Consider the following 18,231-nt stretch of genomic DNA (forward strand, 5'->3'; position numbering starts at 1 on the left):
AGCATGCGTTCCGTCATCGCCGCTTCCCGGCGTCTCGTCGTGAAAGTCGGGTCGAGCCTCGTCACCAACGACGGACGCGGGCTCGACCACGCCGCCATCGGCCGCTGGGCCGCGCAGATCGCCGCATTGCGCGCGGCGGGCAAGGAGGTCGTGCTCGTGAGTTCTGGCGCGATCGCCGAGGGCATGCAGCGGCTCGGCTGGAGCCGGCGGCCGCGCGAGATCGACGAGCTGCAGGCCGCTGCCGCCGTGGGGCAGATGGGGCTCGCGCAGGTCTACGAAAGCCGTTTCGCCGAACACGGCATCCGCACCGCGCAGATCCTGCTCACGCACGCCGACCTCGCGGACCGCGAGCGCTATCTGAATGCCCGCTCGACGCTGCTCACGCTGCTGCGTCTCGGCGTCGTGCCGATCATCAACGAGAACGACACGGTCGTGACCGACGAAATCAAGTTCGGCGACAACGACACGCTGGGCGCGCTCGTCGCGAATCTGATCGAAGGCGATGCGCTCGTCATCCTGACCGACCAGCGCGGTCTCTACACGGCGGATCCGCGTCGGGACCCGGCGGCGACGCTTGTATCCGAAGCCGATGCCGGCGCGCCCGAGCTCGAGGAGATGGCGGGCGGCGCCGGCTCGAGCATCGGCCGCGGCGGCATGCTGACGAAAATTCTCGCCGCGAAACGCGCCGCTCATAGCGGCGCGAACACCGTGATCGCGAGCGGCCGCGAAGCCGACGTGCTGGTGCGGCTCGCCTCGGGCGAGGCGATCGGCACGCAGTTGATCGCGCGCACCGCGCGCATGGCGGCGCGCAAACAGTGGATGGCCGATCACCTGCAGGTGCGCGGCCACGTCGTCGTCGACGACGGCGCCGTCGAGAAGCTGACCGCCGACGGCAAGAGCCTGCTGCCGATCGGCGTCGTCGAGGTGCGGGGCGCCTTCGCGCGCGGCGAGGTGATCGCGTGCCTGAACGGCGCGGGCTTGGAGATCGCGCGCGGCCTGACCAACTACAGCAGCGCGGAAACGAAGCTGATCCAGCGGCGTCCGAGCGGCGAGATCGAGGCCGTGCTCGGCTACATGCTCGAACCCGAGCTGATCCATCGCGACAATCTCGTGCTCGCCTGAACCGTCCGAAACCGGGGCGACCGGGTAGACGGAGACGGAAAAAAGCCGTTCCCGCTCATCGAGCGAGAACGGCTTTTTCGCAGCAGCGGGCCGATCGTGCCGCCGAAGGCGACGCTCACGCTCAGTGCGCGTCTTCCAGCATCATGAGCGTCTTGTGCTCGCGCAGGTGGTTCACGATGGTCGCCGGCTTGGTGGTGGCCGGCATCTTGTCCGAGCAGAAGTAATCCTGGTACAGCGACGCCTGATATCCGTTCGAACCGCCCTCGATACCGGCCCAGTCGTTGGCCACGGTCTGGTCCCAGCCGTCGTGGGACGCGTTCATGGTCGCGTACAGACGCCACTCGTAAGTGGCGCAGTGGATGCCCTCGTAGTTCACGTTGCGCGCGCCGCTGGGGCTCGTGACCACGACCGTGTAGCGCACGACGCCGTCGCTGCCGACCGACAGCGAGTTGGGATCGACCGCGAACGTCAGCGGCGTGGTGTTCGAGACGTCGAACGCGAGCAGGGCGTTGCCGGACGGCAGCGGCGGCAGCGACACCAGTCGGTTTTCGGTCCAGTTGCCGCCCGTTCTGTCGAGCAGATAGGTGAACGTGCTGTTGTTCTTGTTGGCGGGCTGTCCGGAGCTGGAGCATGCGGCCAGCAGCACGCCGGCAGCGGCGCAGGCGGCGGCAAAAGCAAGTCGTTTCAAATCGGTTTCCTCAAAACGCCGATGCGCCGGGATGGGCGGCGCATCGGTCATGACGGTGCCTGCGATGGGGTGGCTTGTCCGGACGCTCCGATGGCGGGGCGTCCGGACCGCGGTTTTTCCCGCGCGAGTCACGCTCCGTGCGGCGTGCGCACGATCATACTCCCGGCAGGCCCGCATTCGCTTTCAACGGCGGGGAGCGCCGGCGACGGCCCCCGCACCGTTTCGAGCGCGACCAGCACGGGCTGACCCTGCGGGTCGCCGCCGGGCGTCGGCATGGCTATGCCCGGCGGACGCGTCTCGCGCGGTGCGCCCTGGGTTTCGTCGCGCTCGCCGCGCGGCGCGGGACGGCGCAGGAACCGGGACAGCTCCGTGAGCGCCAGTTGATAGACGTCGCGCTTGAACTCGATCACCGCGTCGAGCGGGACCCAGTATTCGTTCCAGCGCCAGGCGTCGAACTCGGGATGTCCCGTCGCGCGCAGGCAAATGTCGCAGTCGCGACCGACCATGCGCAACAGGAACCAGATCTGTTTCTGGCCGCGGTAGTGACCGCGGACTTCCCGCTTGATGAACTTGTCGGGCACCTCGTAACGCAACCAGTCGCGCGTGCGACCGATGACCTTGACGTGCTCTGGAGCGAGACCCGTTTCCTCGTGCAACTCCCGATACATCGCCTGCACGGGGGTTTCACCGTACTTGATGCCCCCTTGCGGAAACTGCCAGGAATGTTCGCGAATCCGCTTGCCCCAAAACACCTCGTTGCGCGCGTTCAAGAGGATGATGCCGACGTTCGGGCGAAAGCCTTCACGATCCAGCATACAACCACCTTCGAATCCTTTAAAATTGCTTTGATTATAAACAGATAACGTCCCTGACGCACCGGGCAGGCACCAAATTGGAACGATTTGCCGCGAGACTCGCCGCAGACGCGCATCGCGGCGTCGAAGCGCGCCGCTTGTGCAGTTGCCGCGGCGGCCGCGCGCCGGTATCGTGCCGACCTGGGAATCCCACCTTCTCTTTTTGGGCGGCCTCTCGCCGGGCCGCCGCTTTTGGACATTCTTGAATGAAAGCTTCGCGTTTCTTTATCGGCACCCTCAAGGAAGCTCCCGCCGACGCCGAAATCGTCAGCCACAAGCTGATGGTGCGCGCCGGCATGATCCGGCGCGTGGCCGGCGGCATCTACAACTATCTGCCGGTCGGTCTGCGTTCGATCCGCAAGGTCGAGGCGATCGTGCGCGAGGAAATGAACCGCGCGGGCGCCATCGAGCTGCTGATGCCGGCCGTGCAGCCCGCCGAGCTGTGGCAGGAGTCGGGGCGCTGGGAGAAATACGGGCCGGAATTGCTGCGCTTCAAGGACCGCAAGCAGAGCGACTTCGTGATCGGGCCGACCCACGAAGAGGTGGTCACCGATATCGCGCGCAACCAGATCAGGAGCTATCGGCAACTGCCGGTGAATTTCTACCAGGTCCAGACGAAGTTCCGCGACGAGATCCGTCCACGCTTCGGCGTGATGCGCGGGCGCGAATTCATCATGAAGGACGCGTATTCGTTCGACAAGGACATGGACGGCCTGCGCGAGTCGTACCGGAAGATGTACGACGCCTACGTGCGGATCTTCACGCGCCTCGGGCTAGAGTTCCGCGCCGTGGCGGCCGACAACGGTTCGATCGGCGGCAGCGGTTCGCACGAGTTTCACGTGATCGCCGACACGGGCGAGGACGCGATCGCCTATTGCCCGACCTCCGACTTCGCGGCCAACGTCGAGGCTGCCGACGCCTTGCCGCTCATCGCGAGCCGCGCGGCGCCGGCCGAGGCGATGCAAAAGACGGCGACGCCCGACGCGTCCAAGTGCGAGGCCGTGGCCGCGATGCTTGGCATCGCGCTCGAGCGCACGGTCAAGTCGATCGTGCTCGCGACCGGGGACGAGGGCGCTGCGCCCACGATCTGGCTGCTGCTGCTGCGCGGTGACCACGAGCTGAACGAGATCAAGGCCAGCAAGCTGCCGGGACTCGCCGACTTCCGTTTCGCGACCGAAGCCGAGATCGTCGAGTGGTTCGGCACGCCGCCCGGTTATCTCGGGCCGGTCGGCACGAAGAAGCCGGTGAAGGTCGTGGCCGACCGCACGGTCGCGAACATGAGCGACTTCGTGGTGGGCGCGAACGACGCCGGCTATCACCTCACGGGCGTGAACTGGGGACGCGATCTGCCGGAGCCCGTCGTCGCCGACATCCGCAACGTGAAGAAGGGCGACCCGTCGCCGGACGGCAAGGGCGCACTCGACATCTGCCGCGGCATCGAGGTCGGCCACGTGTTCCAGCTCGGCACGAAGTATTCGGAAGCGATGAACGCGACGTTCCTCGACGAGAACGGCAAGCCGCAGCCGATGGTGATGGGCTGCTACGGGATCGGCGTCACGCGCATTCTCGGCGCGGCGATCGAGCAGAACTTCGACGCACGCGGCATCATCTGGCCCGAGGCGATCGCGCCGTTCGAGGTCGTGCTGTGCCCGATGGGCTATGACCGCAGCGAGGCCGTGCGCGAGGCGACCGACCGTCTGTATGCCGAGCTGTCGGCGGCGGGTGTCGACGTGATTCTCGACGACCGCGGCGAGCGTCCCGGCGTGATGTTCGCCGACTGGGAGCTGATCGGCGTGCCGCATCGGCTCGTGATCGGCGAGCGCGGCCTGAAGGACGGCAAGATCGAGTACCAGGGTCGCCGCGACGCCGAGGCGACGCTGCTGCCGGCCGGTGAGGCGGCGGCGGTCGTGGCGCAGAAGGTTCGCGCGGCGCTCGCGCACTGAGCGGCGAGGAAGTCCCCGTAGTGGAATACAGCTTTCTCTCCGCGACCGTCCTGCTGCTGCTGATTACCGATCCGCTCGGCAACATCCCGCTCTTCATCGGCTGCCTGCGCGGCGTCGCACCGCAGCGCAGGCCCGTCGTGATCCTGCGCGAGGTGGCGATCGCGTTCGCGATCCTGCTGGTGTTCATGGTGGCCGGCAACGGGTTCCTGCGCATGATGGGCCTCACGGACACGTCGCTGCGCATCGGCGGCGGCATCGTCCTGTTCCTGATCGCGCTGCGGATGATTTTCCCGACGCCGGGCGGCCTCTTCGGCAACGACGGGAAGAATGCCGAGCCGCTCATCGTGCCGCTCGCGACGCCGGCACTCGCCGGTCCGTCCGCGCTCGCGACGGTGATGCTGCTTACGTCCCAGGCGCCCGGCCGGATGATCGAGTGGATCGGGGCGCTGACCGTCACGATGGTCGTCTGCGCGATCGTGCTGGTGCTGGCCGGGCGGATTCAGCAGTGGCTCGGCGAGCGCGTGGTGACGGCGTTCGAGCGGTTGATGGGGCTCGTGCTCGTGGCGATTTCGGTGGAGATGATTCTCGGCGGGATCAAGGCGTTCGTGCATCAGCTATGAGGCGTTTCGGGTGCTGCGCCCCGGCAAGCAAGCCTGCAACGAAAAAGCGGCCCGCGGGCCGCTTTTCTTCTTGCGCGTTCCGGCGGCGCAGGGCGGACGTCACGCGTCGACGGTCAGCGCGCGGATCGTCGGCAGGTTGCGCCAGTAGCCCTTCGCGTCCATGCCGCAGCCGAACACGTAGCGGTCCGGCACCTCGAAGCCGCAGAAGTCGGGACGCAGCGGCTTGGCCTTCGCGATGATCTTCTCGCAGAGCACGGCCGACAGGAAGCGCTTCGCGCCCATCGCGAGGATGCGGTCGCGGATCGCGGCCATCGTCTCGCCTTCGTCGAGGATGTCGTCGAGCACGAGCACCACGCGGTCCTTCACCGATTCGGCCGGCGCGACGCGCCATTGCATCTCGCCGCCCTTCGTCGTGTTGCGGTAGCGCGTGAGATGGATGTAGTCGAACTCGAGCGGGAAGTCGAGGTGCGGCAGCAGCATGCCCGTGAACACGGCGGCACCGCCCATCACCGAAAGCACGAGCGGAAAGTCCCCGCTGATTTCGGCGCCGATGGCGCTCGCCATCCGGTCGATCGACTGGGAGACGTCGCCGGCCGGGACGATCTCTTCGGACTGTCGGAAAATGTGAAAGGCTTCTTCGCGGTTCATGGCGTCTGACGGGCGGTGTCGATCGTGATCGGTGGATGAAAGAGCGGTGGCGCGGTCCATAGCATAAACCCGCGGACCCGGCGCCGCGAAGTCGCGCCCGGGCGAAAACGAAAAACGAAAAAAACCGGATTCGGTGCGCGGCGGATGCGTTCGCCGCGCGCCGGCTGATCGGATCAGCGCATGCCGGGCATCATGCCCTTCATGCCGCGCATCAGCTTCTGCAGATTGCCGCCCTTGAGCTTCTTCATCATCGTGCGCATCTGGTCGTACTGGTTCAGCATGCGGTTCACCTCCTGCACCTGGACGCCCGCGCCGGCCGCGATGCGGCGCTTGCGGGCGGCCTTGATGAGGTCGGGCTTCGCGCGTTCGGTCGGCGTCATCGAGTTGATGATGCCTTCCATGCGGCGCATCTGCTTTTCGGCGAGACCCATGTTCGCGCCGGCCGCGGCCTGCTGGAACTGCGCGGGCAGCTTGTCCATCAGCGACGAGAGCCCGCCCATCTTCTTCATCTGCGAGAGCTGCGCGCGGAAGTCGTTGAGGTCGAAGTCGCCGCCCTTTTTCACCTTGTCGGCGAGCTTTTGCGCGGCCTCTACGTCGACGCCGCGCTGCGCCTCCTCGACGAGGGCGAGAATGTCGCCCATGCCGAGAATCCGGTTCGCCATGCGCTCCGGATAGAAGATTTCGAGGCCGTCGAGCTTTTCGGCGACGCCGACGAACTTGATCGGCTTGCCCGTGACGTGCCGCACCGACAGCGCGGCGCCGCCGCGCGAGTCGCCGTCGAGCTTGGTGAGCACGACGCCCGTGAGCGGCAGCGCGTCGCTAAACGCCTTCGCGGTGTTGACGGCGTCCTGGCCGAGCATCGCGTCGACCACGAACAGCGTCTCGGCCGGTTTGAGCGTGGCGTGCAGCGCGGCGATTTCCTGCATCATCGCCTCGTCGATGCCGAGGCGGCCGGCCGTGTCGACGATCAGCACGTCGTGATAGTGGCGCTTCGCCCAGTCGAGCGCGGCGTCCGCGATCTCGACCGGCTTCTGGTCGGGCTGCGACGGGAAGAACTCGGCGCCGACCTGCTCGGTGACGGTCTTCAACTGCGCGATGGCCGCCGGACGATAGACGTCGCACGAGACGGTGAGCACCTTCTTCCGGTACTTCTCGCGCAGGAGCTTCGCGAGCTTGCCGACCGTCGTGGTCTTGCCCGCGCCCTGCAGGCCCGCCATCAGGATAATGGCCGGCGGCGTGACGGCGAGGTTCAGCTCGGCGGCCTTGCCTTCGTAGTCGCCGCCGATCACGGCGGTCAGCTCGCGCTGCACCACGCCGACGAGCGCCTGCCCCGGCGACAGGCTGCTGATGACTTCCTCGCCGAGCGCCTTTTCCTTCACCTTCGCGATGAAGTCCCGTACCACGGGCAGCGCGACGTCGGCCTCGAGCAGCGCGAGCCGCACTTCGCGCAGCATTTCCTGCGTGTTAGCCTCGGTCAGCCGGGCCTCGCCGCGCAGCGTCTTGACGACGCGCGCCATCCGTTGGGTGAGATTGTCGAGCATGGGGAACGGTGAACAGTGCGGCCCGAGGCGCGTCGGGAACGAACCGTCGCGCGGGGAGGGCCTATAGTAAACTTCGAACATGGATATTGTACTGTATGCCCTCACCGTGCTCCTGTACGGCAGCGTGTGCGTGGCCGACTGGCGCTCGCTGCGCCACGCCGCCGCGCAGCCGTTGCTCGGCAGCGTGCCGCCGGTGCCGGCCGCGCCGGCGGTCGGGGCGCCCGGCTTCGGGCACGGGTTGCGCGCGCTGCTGCTCGCGGCGCTCGTCGCGCACGGCGTGCTGCTCCATATGACGATCTTTCCCCAGAACGAGATGGTGTTCGGCTTCGCGTTCGCGTTGTCGGCGATGTTCTGGCTCGGCGCCGGCATCTACTGGATCGAGAGCTTTTTCTTCTCGCTCGACGGGCTGCGGATCATGCTGCTGCCGCTCGCCGTCTTCGCGTCGCTGCTGCCGCTCGTGTTCGGCGGCGTGCGCGTGCTGCCGTACGCGGCCGCGCCGATGTTCAAGCTGCATTTCGTGATCGCCAACATCGCCTACGGCCTCTTCGCGATCGCCGCGCTCCACGCGGTGCTGATGCTCGCGGTGGAGCGCCGGCTGCACGCGCTGCGCGGCGGCCGGCGCCAGGTCGCGGCGGGCGCGGTCCGCGCGAACGAGGGCTGGCTTTCGAGCTGGCTCGAAACGCTGCCGCCGCTGCTCACGCTCGAGAAGCTGCTGTTCCGGCTCATCGGCGCGGGTTTCGTGCTGCTCACGCTGACGCTCATTTCCGGTATCGTGTTCAGCGAGCAACTGGTCGACCGCGCGCTGAGCTTCGATCACAAGACTGTGTTCGCGATCCTCTCGTGGGTGATGTTCGGCTCCCTGCTCATGGCGCGCCGGCTCTCGGGCTGGCGCGGCCGCGCCGCGCTGCGCTGGGTGCTGGCGTCGTTCCTTGCGTTGCTGCTCGCCTACGTGGGCAGCCGGTTCGTCTTCGAGGTGCTGCTGCACCGTCCCGTGGTTTGAGTTTCGATGAGACAGATTCTTTTACTGGTCCTGCTGTTCGTCGTCGGTCAATGGTTCGTGAAGGCGCTGCGCCGCGCGCAGTCGACGGCGCGGCCCGACGCGCGACCTGACGTGCGGTCCGGTGGCGCGCGGCCCGGTCAGGGCGCCGATTCGCGCGCGCGGCCTGCGGGCGCGTCCAGTGCGTCCAGTGCCAATAGCGGAACCGGTTCGAACAGGACCACCGGCGCGCTGCCCGAACCGATGGTGCGCTGCGCCGAGTGCGGCGTCCATGCGCCGAGAAGCGAGTCGCTTGCCGTGGCAGGGCAGTCGTTCTGCTGCGAAGAGCACGCGCAACGCCACGCGGCGCGCGCGGCCGGCCGCGACACCGCCGCGCGATGACCGGCGCGCCGGTCGTGCCGATCGCCGTCGATGCGTCCGGCTGGACGGACGCGGCGCGCCGGCTCGCGTCGCCGAATTTCGAGGCCCGTCCCGCAGGCGTCGAGCCGACGCTGATCGTCGTGCACAACATCAGCCTGCCGCCGGACGCGTTCGGCGGCTCCGCCATCGCCGACCTGTTCCTCAACCGTCTCGATTGCGATGCCCATCCGTACTACGACGCGCATCTGCGCGGCGTGCGGGTATCGGCGCACTTCCTGATCGGGCGCGACGGCGCGCTCGTCCAGTTCGTCTCGTGCAACGCGCGCGCCTGGCATGCCGGCGTGTCGAATTTTTTCGGCCGCGAGCGCTGCAACGATTTCTCGATCGGCATCGAACTCGAAGGCAGCGACACGCGCGCGTTCGAGGCCGCGCAATACGTCACGCTCGCGGCGCTCGTGCAGGCGCTCGTCGCGCGCTATCCGATCGACGCGCTCGCCGGACACTCGGACATCGCGCCGGGCCGCAAGACCGACCCGGGCCCGCATTTCGACTGGGCGCGACTCGAACGCGACACCGGGCTCGCCTCTACCTGTTTTCCCTACCTTCATGGGCGCGGCCCGCGGCCCGCGGCGCCGTGACTCGCGGGCCGTCGTCCCGCAAGGCGGTCCGTACCGCTTGTCTCGCAGCGAGTCCGCGCGGCGTCGGCACATGTGAAAAGTCAAGCGCGCGGTCTTAAATAAATCAATTTGACCTGCCCGCAATCTCCACTATACTTGGTGCCAGAAAACGAACATTGCACTATATGTTGTGTTGTCCGGCGGCGCCCCACTCCATGAGTACGGCGCCGCCTGCATTCCCGGCATAGGAAATTTCGTGCGGTGCGCCAGCAGGCAGTCAGCAGGGGAACCGGCGCACCGGCTGCAATCGAGAAAAAGGGCACAGCCAATGATCGCGACATCCACGATGAAGACCGTCGTCCCGTCTGCCTTGTCGCATCCGGCCACCTCGCCAGGCTAGCCCTCTTTCTCCCTCTCTTCGTCCGCTTCCCTGCGGCGGCCGTATTAATCCGCGAAATTCCCTCGCACCTTTCCAGAACCAGGAGCTTTGCACATGCAGACGACCGATAACGCCACGACCCGGTACGACGGCGCGCCGATTGGCCATTCGCTGGGCGGCACGCAGCAGGCCGGCCAGGCGCTCGCGCCGCAGGCTACGTTCGCCGACTACAAGGTGATCCGCCGTAACGGGAGCGTCGTGTCGTTCGAGCCGTCGAAGATCGCGATTGCCGTGACGAAGGCGTTTCTGGCGGTCAACGGCGGCCAGGGCGCGGCGTCGGCGCGTGTGCGCGAGCTCGTCGAGCAGATCACGCAAAGCGTCGTGCGCGCGCTCCTGCGCAGCCGTCCGAACGGCGGTACGTTCCACATCGAGGACATCCAGGATCAGGCCGAACTCGCGCTGATGCGCGGCGGCGAGCACAACGTCGCGCGCGCCTACGTGCTGTATCGCGAGAAGCGCAACCAGGAGCGCGGCCATGCCCAGGACGCGGCGGCGCCCGCCGCGCCGGGTCTGAACGTCACCGACAACGGCGTGACCCGTCCGCTCGACCTGGACGCGCTGCGCGCGCTGATCGTGTCGGCCTGCGACGGTCTCGGCGACGCGGTGAACCCCGAGCCGATCGTCGCCGAAACGGTGAAGAACCTCTACGACGGCGTGCCGATGAGCCAGGTCTACGACTCGGCGATCCTCGCGGCCCGCACGATGATCGAGAAGGACCCGGCATACAGCCAGGTGACCGCCCGCATCCTGCTGCACACGATCCGTCGCGAAATCCTCGAAGAGGAAGTGATCCAGGCGCAGATGGGCGAGCGCTACGCCGAATATTTCCCGCAGTTCGTCAAGCGCGGCGTGAATGCCGAACTGCTCGACGACAAACTGCTGCAGTACGACCTGAAGCGTCTCGGCGCCGCGCTCGACGCGAGCCGCGACCTGCAGTTCGGCTATCTCGGCCTGCAGACGCTCTACGACCGCTACTTCCTGCACAGCGACGGCGTGCGTATCGAGTTGCCGCAGGCGTTCTTCATGCGCGTCGCGATGGGCCTCGCGTTGAACGAGATCGACCGCGAAGCGCGCGCGATCGAGTTCTACAACGTGCTTTCGAGCTTCGACTTCATGAGCTCGACGCCGACGCTTTTCAACTCCGGCACGCGCCGCTCGCAGCTCTCGTCGTGTTACCTGACGACGGTCGAGGACGACCTCGACGGCATCTACGAGGCGCTCAAGGAAAACGCGCTGCTTTCGAAGTTCGCCGGCGGCCTCGGCAACGACTGGACCCGCGTGCGCGCGCTCGGCTCGCACATCAAGGGTACGAACGGCAAGTCGCAGGGCGTCGTGCCGTTCCTGAAGGTGGTCAACGACACCGCCGTCGCCGTGAACCAGGGCGGCAAGCGCAAGGGCGCGGTCTGCGCGTACCTGGAAACGTGGCACCTCGACATCGAGGAATTCCTCGAGCTGCGCAAGAACACGGGCGACGACCGCCGCCGCACGCACGACATGAACACGGCGAACTGGATTCCCGATCTGTTCATGAAGCGCGTGATGGAGGGCGGCGACTGGACGCTGTTCTCGCCGTCCACCTGCCCGGACCTGCACGACAAGTTCGGCGCCGAGTTCGAAGCCGCCTACACGGCCTACGAAGACAAGGTCGCGCGCGGCGAGCTCAAGCTCTTCAAGCGGATTCCGGCGGCGCAGCTCTGGCGCAAGATGCTCGGCATGCTGTTCGAGACCGGCCATCCGTGGATCACGTTCAAGGATCCGTGCAACATCCGCTCGCCGCAGCAGCACGTCGGCGTCGTCCACTCGTCGAACCTGTGCACGGAAATCACGCTGAACACGAGCGACACCGAAATCGCCGTCTGCAATCTCGGCTCGGTGAACCTCGTCGCGCACCTCGCGAAGCAGGCCGACGGCAGTTACGCGCTCGACCAAGACAAGCTCAAGCGCACCGTGAGCGTCGCGATGCGCATGCTCGACAACGTGATCGACATTAACTATTACGCGGTCCCGAAGGCGCGCAACTCGAACCTCAAGCACCGTCCGGTCGGCATGGGCATCATGGGCTTCCAGGACTGCCTGCACCTGCTGCGCACGTCGTATGCGTCGGAGGATGCGGTCGAATTCGCCGATCGCTCGATGGAGGCGGTCTGCTACTACGCGTACTGGGCATCGACCGAGCTCGCCGAGGAGCGCGGCCGCTATTCGAGCTACCGCGGTTCGCTCTGGGATCGCGGCATCCTCCCGCAGGACAGCATCAAGCTGCTGGCCGAGGCGCGCGGCGGTTACGTCGAGGTGGACGCGAGCGAGTCGATGGACTGGACGTCGCTGCGCGCGCGCATCGCCACCCACGGGATGCGCAACTCGAACTGCATCGCGATCGCCCCGACGGCGACGATCTCGAACATCATCGGCGTGTCGGCCTGCATCGAGCCGACGTTCCAGAACCTCTACGTCAAGTCGAACCTGTCGGGCGAGTTCACGGTGGTCAACGACTACCTCGTGCGCGACCTGAAGGCGCGCGGCCTCTGGGACGAGGTGATGGTCGCCGACCTGAAGTACTTCGACGGCACGCTTTCGCGCATCGACCGGATTCCGGCCGACCTGCGCGCGATCTACGCCACGGCGTTCGAGGTCGATCCGAAGTGGCTCGTCGAGGCGGCGTCGCGGCGCCAGAAGTGGATCGACCAGGCGCAGTCGCTCAACATCTACATGGGGGGCGCGTCGGGCAAGAAGCTCGACGAGGTCTACAAGCTCGCCTGGGTGCGCGGCCTGAAGACGACCTACTACCTGCGCACGATGGCGGCCACGCACGTCGAGAAGTCGACGGTCGCACACGGCGCGTTGAACGCCGTGCCGACCGGCGAGGGCGGGGCGGGTGGCGCCGGCGGTGCGCTGGGCGGCGCCTCCGGCGGCGGTCGCGGAGCGACGGGCGGGTCGACGGGTGCGGACGGGCTGCAATCGGCTCCGGCCGGCGTTGCTGCTGCGCCGGCCGTGGCGGCGGCGCCGGAAGCCGATGGTCCTGTCTGCATGATGCGTCCCGGCGATCCCGGCTTCGACGAATGCGAGGCCTGCCAGTAAAAAGACGGGTGTAAAGCCGGCAGGGAGTGCGCGACATTTTCCCGCCGGCAGCTAAAGACTAAGGATCAAGCGCAAGCGCGATTTTCCCAGCAGTACCCGTTAGGCCGGTAACCAGGAGTCTCTCGTCAGTTCGTCTCGTGCGGACGGCAGAGGCTTCCGATGCCGGCCGATTTTTTTGTGGGTCTCCCGGGCTGGGATGTCGGCTCACTCCTCACTCGTCGGGCGGAGCGATCGAAGCGGATGTCTGTAGACGCCCGGTCTGGTCCGGCGCGAACGAATAAAAAAGCCCCGCTACCGGTTGCCTGGTAGCGGGGCTTTGTCAAAGCGCACAACGAACGAACAGGAAGCGCGTCTCGCGCCTCCTGTTCAGTGCAGCTTACGGACGGCTGCCGGTCGGAAACGGCCATGCAGCGGCCGGGTTCAACGCGGTCTTCACCGTCGCGGCAGGCGCAGCCGGTTGCGCAGCGGGAGCAGGCGCAGCCTTTTTCGCGGGGGCCTTTTTGGCGGCTTTCTTGGCCGCAGCCTTCTTCGCGGGGGCCTTCTTGGCCGCGGTCTTCTTGGCGGCAACCTTCTTGGCTGCAGCCTTCTTCGCGGGGGCCTTCTTGGCGGCGACCTTCTTCACCGCGACTTTCTTCGCTGCGACCTTCTTGGCAGCGGCCTTCTTCGCGGGGGCCTTCTTGGCGGCGACCTTCTTCACCGCGACTTTCTTGGCGGCGACTTTCTTCGCTGCAACCTTCTTGGCGGCGACTTTCTTCGTCGCAACCTTCTTGGCAGCAACCTTCTTCGCCGCAACCTTCTTCGCCGCAACCTTCTTCACGGCGACTTTCTTGGCTGCAACCTTCTTCACGACGACCTTCTTCGCGGCCGCCTTCTTGGCCGGCGCGGCCTTCTTCGCCGCAACCTTCTTCACCGCCGCTTTCTTCGCGGCCGGCTTTTTCTTGGCAGTTGCCATTGTTTTCTCCTTCAGGTTCAGATGAGAGATCAGTTCAAACTACACCCTTCGTCAAAACCCGCTTCTCGCGGGCGCTTTTCACGGCGCGCACTACGAAGCGGGCTATTCATCGGCGTACGCAGATCCTTCGCGCTTACGCTAATGAATACGGTAAGGCGCGCGATGCCGTCAGGCACCGCGCGCCAAGTCCATCCGGCAGCGGATTCCGATGCCGGCCAACGTTTGATGAGGGCGCCGGCTATGCCGGCGCCCTTTTCCGGGGGGAAGTTTGCCCATCCCACTGAAGGGTTCGCAAAGTGCCTCTCGTATTGGTGGGCCGTTAAGGCACCCGGCACGCTTTGCATCAGGCGTTCCTGCTCCTAATCGTCAGCCGGCGTGCGCATTGCGCGCCAACGCCGGCATCCCCAAAAGACTGCATCGTGGTGCGCCCGGGTTCACTCCCAGGACAGTGCACCGCCCGTCTGATATTCGATGACGCGCGTCTCGAAGAAGTTGCGCTCCTTCTTCAGATCGATCATTTCGCTCATCCACGGGAATGGATTTTCTTCGTTCGGGAACAGCGGATCAAGGCCGATCTGCTGGCAACGGCGGTTGCAGATGAAGCGCAGATAGCTCTTGAACATGGCCGCGTTCAGGCCGAGTACGCCGCGCGGCATGGTGTCTTCGGCGTAACGGTACTCGAGGTCGACCGCATGCTTGAACAGCTCGCGGATTTCCGCGCGGAATTCCGGGGTCCAGAGGTGCGGGTTTTCGAGCTTGATCTGGTTGATCAGGTCGATGCCGAAATTGCAGTGCATCGACTCGTCGCGCAGGATGTACTGGTACTGCTCCGCCGCGCCGGTCATCTTGTTCTGGCGGCCGAGCGCCAGAATCTGCGTGAACCCGACGTAGAAGAACAGCCCTTCCATCACGCAGGCGAACACGATCAGCGACTTGAGCAGCTTCTGATCGGCCTCGACCGTGCCGGTCTTGAACGACGGGTCGGTCAGCGTGTGGATGAACGGAATCAGGAACTCGTCCTTGGCGCGGATCGACTCGACTTCGTGGTACGCGTTGAAGATCTCGCCTTCGTCGAGGCCGAGCGATTCGACGATGTACTGATAGGCGTGCGTGTGGATCGCTTCCTCGAACGCCTGGCGCAGCAGGAACTGGCGGCACTCGGGCGCCGTGATGTGCCGGTAGGTGCCGAGCACGATGTTGTTGGCGGCGAGGGAATCGGCCGTGACGAAGAAGCCGAGGTTGCGCTTGACGACGCGCCGCTCGTCCTCGGTCAGACCGTTCGGGTCCTTCCAGAGCGCGATGTCGCGGGACATGTTGATTTCCTGCGGCATCCAGTGGTTCGCGCAGCCGGACAGGTATTTCTCCCAGGCCCACTTGTACTTGAACGGCACCAACTGGTTGACGTCGGTCTGGCCGTTGATGATGCGCTTGTCGGCGACGTTCACCCGCGCTTCGGCGGCGGGTGCGGGCACCGGTGTCGGCGCGACCGCGAAGTCGTTCGCGAAGATGTTTTGTGCGGAGACGGTTTGGGGAACGGCGCGCGTGGCGAATTGCGCGTCAGCAGCCGGTCCTGCGGAGGCGCGCAACGCATCGTGTTGCGTGCCGCTCGACGGAGCTACGGCAGTGATCTCGTCATCCCAGTTGAGCATAAATGTCACCATCAATTTAGAACGGTTTGTACCATCTTTTCGTGAGCGATAAAAGGGTTCGCTCACGAAAATGCCTGTTTTCGATTCGTGTTGAGACCTGCATACAACACTTTGTCATCGCACTGCGTGAATCGCATCGCGTGAGCCGCATCGCGAGCGTGTTGCCGGGGGCCTCGTCGTGATCGTCGTTGCGATCGAACGGAGCACCGGCAGGGCGGGTTCGCGATGCGCAGCGAACGCTCTCGGGACGCTGCGCCGGTGCCTGCGCCCGACGAGCTTCGCTGCTTGGCGCGCTGCATGAACGACTGCGCTTCGCGAGGAAGTCGCGGCGTTCGGGGCGTGCGCGAGTTGGGAAAAAATCGCCGCGCGAGACGCGCTGCGATCACATCTGCCGGAGCGGACAACGATGCGCAATTGCAATGTCGTTCGTCGGACGGTTGGCGCCACCGATATCGAGCTTCGCGTCCGGCTCGCGCCGGATGCTCGCAGGCATCGATTGCCGGCATGGCGTGTGGTCACGACGCCGGCAGGTTCGCTGCATCACTTCGGTTCGCGGTGGCGATATTCATCTTCTTCCTCCAGAGAAAAGCAGACGCGTCAACATCCACGGCAATCGACTTCAGTACTGCAACCAACCTGTACGCGAGTGTAGCATTCGAAAACGCACAGGAGAAGAAAAAACTACCAAATATTGTGCGGGTCGGATAGACCAAATCAATATCTTGTATGCCGGGTTGGGCGGGCAAAAGAGGGATCAAGGCAGGGAAAAAACGCGTCATAAGCCGGTTTCATGGCCTTGCCGGGCGAATCGCGGCCGCGCGCGCTTCGACTGAACGGAAGGCGAGGTTGTTCGAGTAGAAGAGGCGCCCGGGTCGGTCGGACCACGAGCAGACAAAGACAACGGGCCGGTATCCGGAATCGGGTCGATGGCTTCGCACATTGCGCTCATCGCGCGCGTCGTTTTTCCGGACGCCCGTCGACCCGGCCGGATCGGGTCATGAAAAAAGGCGCATGTGCAGGGAAGCGCATGCGCCAGAGACGTCCGCGAACGGCACGATGTCCGTCCGCGGCACAGGGGAAGGGGGCGTCATGCCGGCAGGTCGTAGCCGAACGCCTTCCTGAATCTCGCGTTGATGTCAGCGCGCGTCGGCGCGTAGTTCTGCGGCCCCTGGTGTTCGATCTTGAGCGCGCCCATCAGGCTGGCGAGGCGTCCGGCCGTCGCCCAGTCGAAACCCTTCTCGATGCCGTAGAGCAGACCGCCGCGGAATGCGTCGCCGCAGCCCGTCGGGTCCAGCACGCGCTCAGCCGCGACGGGCGGAATGTCGTCGACGCCCTTGCCGTGATAGATCTGCGATCCGTGCTCGCCGCGCGTGACGACGAGCGCGTCGACGCGGCTCGCGATCTCCTCGAGCGACCAGCCCGTGCGGTGGCTGACCAGGTTGGCTTCGTAGTCGTTGACCGCGACGTAGGTGGCGAGCCCGATGGCGTGCCGCAGCGAATCGCCGTCGAAGAGCGGCAGCCCCTGGCCCGGATCGAAGATGAACGGCACGCCCGCCGCCGCGAACTGCTCCGTGTGCTGGACCATGCCGTCGAAGCCGTCCGGCGCGACGATGCCGAGCTTGATGCCGGTCGCCGCGTCGGCGCGGTTCAGATGCGACTGCATCATCGCGCCGGGGTGGAAGGCCGTGATCTGGTTGTTCTCGAGATCGGTCGTGATCATCGCCTGGGCGGACCAGGCTTCGGGCACCACGCGCACGTAGTCGCGCGCGAGGCCCAACTGGTCGAGGCGGTCGAGATAAGGGCCGGCGTCGGCCGCGCCGAGCGTCGCCATGATGCGCGCGTCGCCGCCGAGCAGATGCAGCGAGTAGGCGATGTTGCCTGCGCAGCCGCCGAATTCGCGGCGCATCGTCGGCACGAGAAAACTCACATTCAGGATGTGAACCTGCTCGGGCAGGATGTGTTCCCGAAAGCGGCCTTCGAAGGTCATGATGTTGTCGTAGGCGAGCGAGCCGCAGATCAGCGTAGCCAAGGCGGAATGTCCTGTAGTGCGTGTGAAAGGAAAAGCGGGGAGGCGGATGCGTGCCGCGCGGCTTCCGCCGGAGCGGAGCGCCGCGCGGACGGGCCCGGTGAGTTACTTGAGCGCCGCGAGCGCGCCGTCGTAGTTCGGTTCGCTCTTGATTTCGCCGACGCGCTCGGCGTAAATCACGTTGTCCTTTTCGTCGATCACGACGACCGCGCGCGCCGTGAGCCCGGCGAGCGGGCCGCTCGTCACGTCGACGCCGTAGGCCTTCGCGAAGTCGCGGCCACGGAACGTCGAGGCGGTGACGACGTTTTCGATGCCTTCGGTCGTGCAAAAGCGCGCCGCGGCGAACGGCAGGTCGCCGGACACGACGACGACGACCGTGTTCGCGAGCTTGCCCGCGGCTTCGTTGAATTTGCGCGTCGAGGTGGCGCAGACCGGCGTGTCGAGGCTCGGCACGATGTTCAGCACCTTGCGCTTGCCGGCGAAGTCGTCGAGCGAGACGGGCTTCAGGTCGCGGCCGACGAGCGAGAATGCGGGCGCCTTCTGCCCGGCCGACGGGAACGTGCCGGCAACTTCGATGGGGTTGCCCCCCAGCGTGACTTGACTCATGTTGACTCTCCGGAAATCGGTGATGTGACGGAAAACCATGGCCGGCGCAGCCGGACACGGGACGTGCGCCGCGCCGGGCACGGCGCGCGGGGTG

Annotated in this window: 17 protein-coding genes; 7 read left to right on the forward strand and 10 right to left on the reverse strand. The window is 66.0% G+C overall.

Translation table 11 applies throughout. The features are described 5' to 3' along the window. Positions 1-3: 3 nt before the first annotated feature. A complete protein-coding gene (gene proB, locus CY652_RS14650) occupies positions 4-1,122 on the forward strand; it encodes a glutamate 5-kinase (RefSeq protein WP_102131440.1) in 1,119 nt (372 codons plus the stop codon). 121 nt (positions 1,123-1,243) lie between these two features. Here the strand turns inward: proB and CY652_RS14655 are convergent, their stop codons facing one another. Both CY652_RS14655 and CY652_RS14660 read right to left on the reverse strand, forming a co-directional pair. Further along, entirely contained in the window at positions 1,244-1,861 is a 618-nt protein-coding gene (locus tag CY652_RS14655; protein WP_180970612.1) for a CNP1-like family protein, read from the reverse strand. Between the two features lie 77 nt (positions 1,862-1,938). Continuing rightward, positions 1,939-2,625: an RNA pyrophosphohydrolase gene (locus tag CY652_RS14660; protein WP_102131441.1), complete on the reverse strand. Its 687-nt coding sequence runs from the start codon at positions 2,623-2,625 to the stop codon at positions 1,939-1,941. A 245-nt stretch (positions 2,626-2,870) separates the two neighbouring features. Here CY652_RS14660 and CY652_RS14670 point away from each other — a divergent pair, with 245 nt between their 5' ends. Beyond that, positions 2,871-4,607, forward strand: coding sequence for a proline--tRNA ligase (locus CY652_RS14670; protein ID WP_102131442.1), 1,737 nt, complete (start codon positions 2,871-2,873; stop codon positions 4,605-4,607). A gap of 20 nt (positions 4,608-4,627) precedes the next feature. Next, the gene (locus CY652_RS14675; protein ID WP_102131443.1) at positions 4,628-5,227 is read left to right on the forward strand and encodes a MarC family protein; all 600 of its coding nucleotides are present in this window, start codon (positions 4,628-4,630) and stop codon (positions 5,225-5,227) included. Between the two features lie 99 nt (positions 5,228-5,326). Here CY652_RS14675 and CY652_RS14680 read toward each other — a convergent pair whose 3' ends face one another. Together CY652_RS14680 and ffh are read right to left on the reverse strand one after the other, a co-directional pair. After that, the gene (locus CY652_RS14680) at positions 5,327-5,875 is read right to left on the reverse strand and encodes a hypoxanthine-guanine phosphoribosyltransferase (protein ID WP_102131444.1); all 549 of its coding nucleotides are present in this window, start codon (positions 5,873-5,875) and stop codon (positions 5,327-5,329) included. A gap of 173 nt (positions 5,876-6,048) precedes the next feature. Continuing rightward, a complete protein-coding gene (gene ffh, locus CY652_RS14685) occupies positions 6,049-7,416 on the reverse strand; it encodes a signal recognition particle protein (protein WP_102131445.1) in 1,368 nt (455 codons plus the stop codon). 79 nt (positions 7,417-7,495) lie between these two features. On the opposite strand from ffh, the gene CY652_RS14690 reads away from it, so the two are divergent. The 4 genes from CY652_RS14690 to CY652_RS14705 all read left to right on the forward strand — a co-directional run bounded on the left by CY652_RS14690 (position 7,496) and on the right by CY652_RS14705 (position 12,904). Next, positions 7,496-8,416, forward strand: a complete 921-nt coding sequence (locus CY652_RS14690; protein WP_102131446.1) for a cytochrome C assembly family protein — start codon at positions 7,496-7,498, stop codon at positions 8,414-8,416. Between the two features lie 6 nt (positions 8,417-8,422). After that, complete coding sequence (locus CY652_RS14695) at positions 8,423-8,794, forward strand: PP0621 family protein (RefSeq protein WP_102131447.1); 372 nt, start codon at positions 8,423-8,425, stop codon at positions 8,792-8,794. Continuing rightward, complete coding sequence (ampD, locus tag CY652_RS14700) at positions 8,791-9,411, forward strand: 1,6-anhydro-N-acetylmuramyl-L-alanine amidase AmpD (protein ID WP_102131448.1); 621 nt, start codon at positions 8,791-8,793, stop codon at positions 9,409-9,411. Before CY652_RS14695 ends, ampD begins: the two co-directional genes overlap by 4 nt. A gap of 472 nt (positions 9,412-9,883) precedes the next feature. After that, a complete protein-coding gene (locus CY652_RS14705) occupies positions 9,884-12,904 on the forward strand; it encodes a ribonucleoside-diphosphate reductase subunit alpha (RefSeq protein ID WP_102131449.1) in 3,021 nt (1,006 codons plus the stop codon). Between the two features lie 376 nt (positions 12,905-13,280). On the opposite strand, the gene CY652_RS14710 is transcribed toward CY652_RS14705, so the two are convergent. From CY652_RS14710 to tpx, 6 genes are all read right to left on the reverse strand, one after another. Further along, positions 13,281-13,856 (reverse strand): histone H1-like DNA-binding protein, encoded by a 576-nt coding sequence (locus tag CY652_RS14710; RefSeq protein WP_102131450.1) that lies wholly within the window; start codon positions 13,854-13,856, stop codon positions 13,281-13,283. A 29-nt stretch (positions 13,857-13,885) separates the two neighbouring features. Beyond that, the gene (locus CY652_RS24870) at positions 13,886-14,200 is read right to left on the reverse strand and encodes a hypothetical protein (protein ID WP_102131451.1); all 315 of its coding nucleotides are present in this window, start codon (positions 14,198-14,200) and stop codon (positions 13,886-13,888) included. 90 nt (positions 14,201-14,290) lie between these two features. Beyond that, positions 14,291-15,505: a ribonucleotide-diphosphate reductase subunit beta gene (locus CY652_RS14720; protein ID WP_102131452.1), complete on the reverse strand. Its 1,215-nt coding sequence runs from the start codon at positions 15,503-15,505 to the stop codon at positions 14,291-14,293. Between the two features lie 515 nt (positions 15,506-16,020). Continuing rightward, a complete protein-coding gene (locus CY652_RS24065) occupies positions 16,021-16,284 on the reverse strand; it encodes a hypothetical protein (RefSeq protein ID WP_146010111.1) in 264 nt (87 codons plus the stop codon). Positions 16,285-16,592: 308 nt separating this feature from the next. Next, complete coding sequence (locus CY652_RS14725) at positions 16,593-17,534, reverse strand: carbohydrate kinase family protein (protein WP_102131453.1); 942 nt, start codon at positions 17,532-17,534, stop codon at positions 16,593-16,595. 102 nt (positions 17,535-17,636) lie between these two features. After that, on the reverse strand, positions 17,637-18,137 hold the full coding sequence (gene tpx, locus CY652_RS14730) for a thiol peroxidase (protein ID WP_102131454.1): 501 nt from the start codon (positions 18,135-18,137) through the stop codon (positions 17,637-17,639). Between the last annotated feature and the right edge of the window lie 94 nt (positions 18,138-18,231).

This window comes from Burkholderia sp. WAC0059 (assembly GCF_002870125.1).
In the GTDB taxonomy this organism is placed as follows: domain Bacteria; phylum Pseudomonadota; class Gammaproteobacteria; order Burkholderiales; family Burkholderiaceae; genus Paraburkholderia.

Bases quoted from the DNA above. Each gene is read 5' to 3' on its own strand.
- proB (WP_102131440.1), top strand. From the start codon at position 4: ATGCGTTCCGTCATCGCCGCTTCCCGGCGTCTCGTCGTGAAAGTCGGG.
- CY652_RS14655 (WP_180970612.1), bottom strand. From the start codon at position 1,861: ATGACCGATGCGCCGCCCATCCCGGCGCATCGGCGTTTTGAGGAAACC.
- CY652_RS14660 (WP_102131441.1), bottom strand. From the start codon at position 2,625: ATGCTGGATCGTGAAGGCTTTCGCCCGAACGTCGGCATCATCCTCTTG.
- CY652_RS14670 (WP_102131442.1), top strand. From the start codon at position 2,871: ATGAAAGCTTCGCGTTTCTTTATCGGCACCCTCAAGGAAGCTCCCGCC.
- CY652_RS14680 (WP_102131444.1), bottom strand. From the start codon at position 5,875: ATGAACCGCGAAGAAGCCTTTCACATTTTCCGACAGTCCGAAGAGATC.
- ffh (WP_102131445.1), bottom strand. From the start codon at position 7,416: ATGCTCGACAATCTCACCCAACGGATGGCGCGCGTCGTCAAGACGCTG.
- CY652_RS14690 (WP_102131446.1), top strand. From the start codon at position 7,496: ATGGATATTGTACTGTATGCCCTCACCGTGCTCCTGTACGGCAGCGTG.
- CY652_RS14695 (WP_102131447.1), top strand. From the start codon at position 8,423: ATGAGACAGATTCTTTTACTGGTCCTGCTGTTCGTCGTCGGTCAATGG.
- ampD (WP_102131448.1), top strand. From the start codon at position 8,791: ATGACCGGCGCGCCGGTCGTGCCGATCGCCGTCGATGCGTCCGGCTGG.
- CY652_RS14705 (WP_102131449.1), top strand. From the start codon at position 9,884: ATGCAGACGACCGATAACGCCACGACCCGGTACGACGGCGCGCCGATT.
- CY652_RS14710 (WP_102131450.1), bottom strand. From the start codon at position 13,856: ATGGCAACTGCCAAGAAAAAGCCGGCCGCGAAGAAAGCGGCGGTGAAG.
- CY652_RS24870 (WP_102131451.1), bottom strand. From the start codon at position 14,200: ATGCAAAGCGTGCCGGGTGCCTTAACGGCCCACCAATACGAGAGGCAC.
- CY652_RS14720 (WP_102131452.1), bottom strand. From the start codon at position 15,505: ATGCTCAACTGGGATGACGAGATCACTGCCGTAGCTCCGTCGAGCGGC.
- CY652_RS24065 (WP_146010111.1), bottom strand. From the start codon at position 16,284: ATGACGCGTTTTTTCCCTGCCTTGATCCCTCTTTTGCCCGCCCAACCC.
- tpx (WP_102131454.1), bottom strand. From the start codon at position 18,137: ATGAGTCAAGTCACGCTGGGGGGCAACCCCATCGAAGTTGCCGGCACG.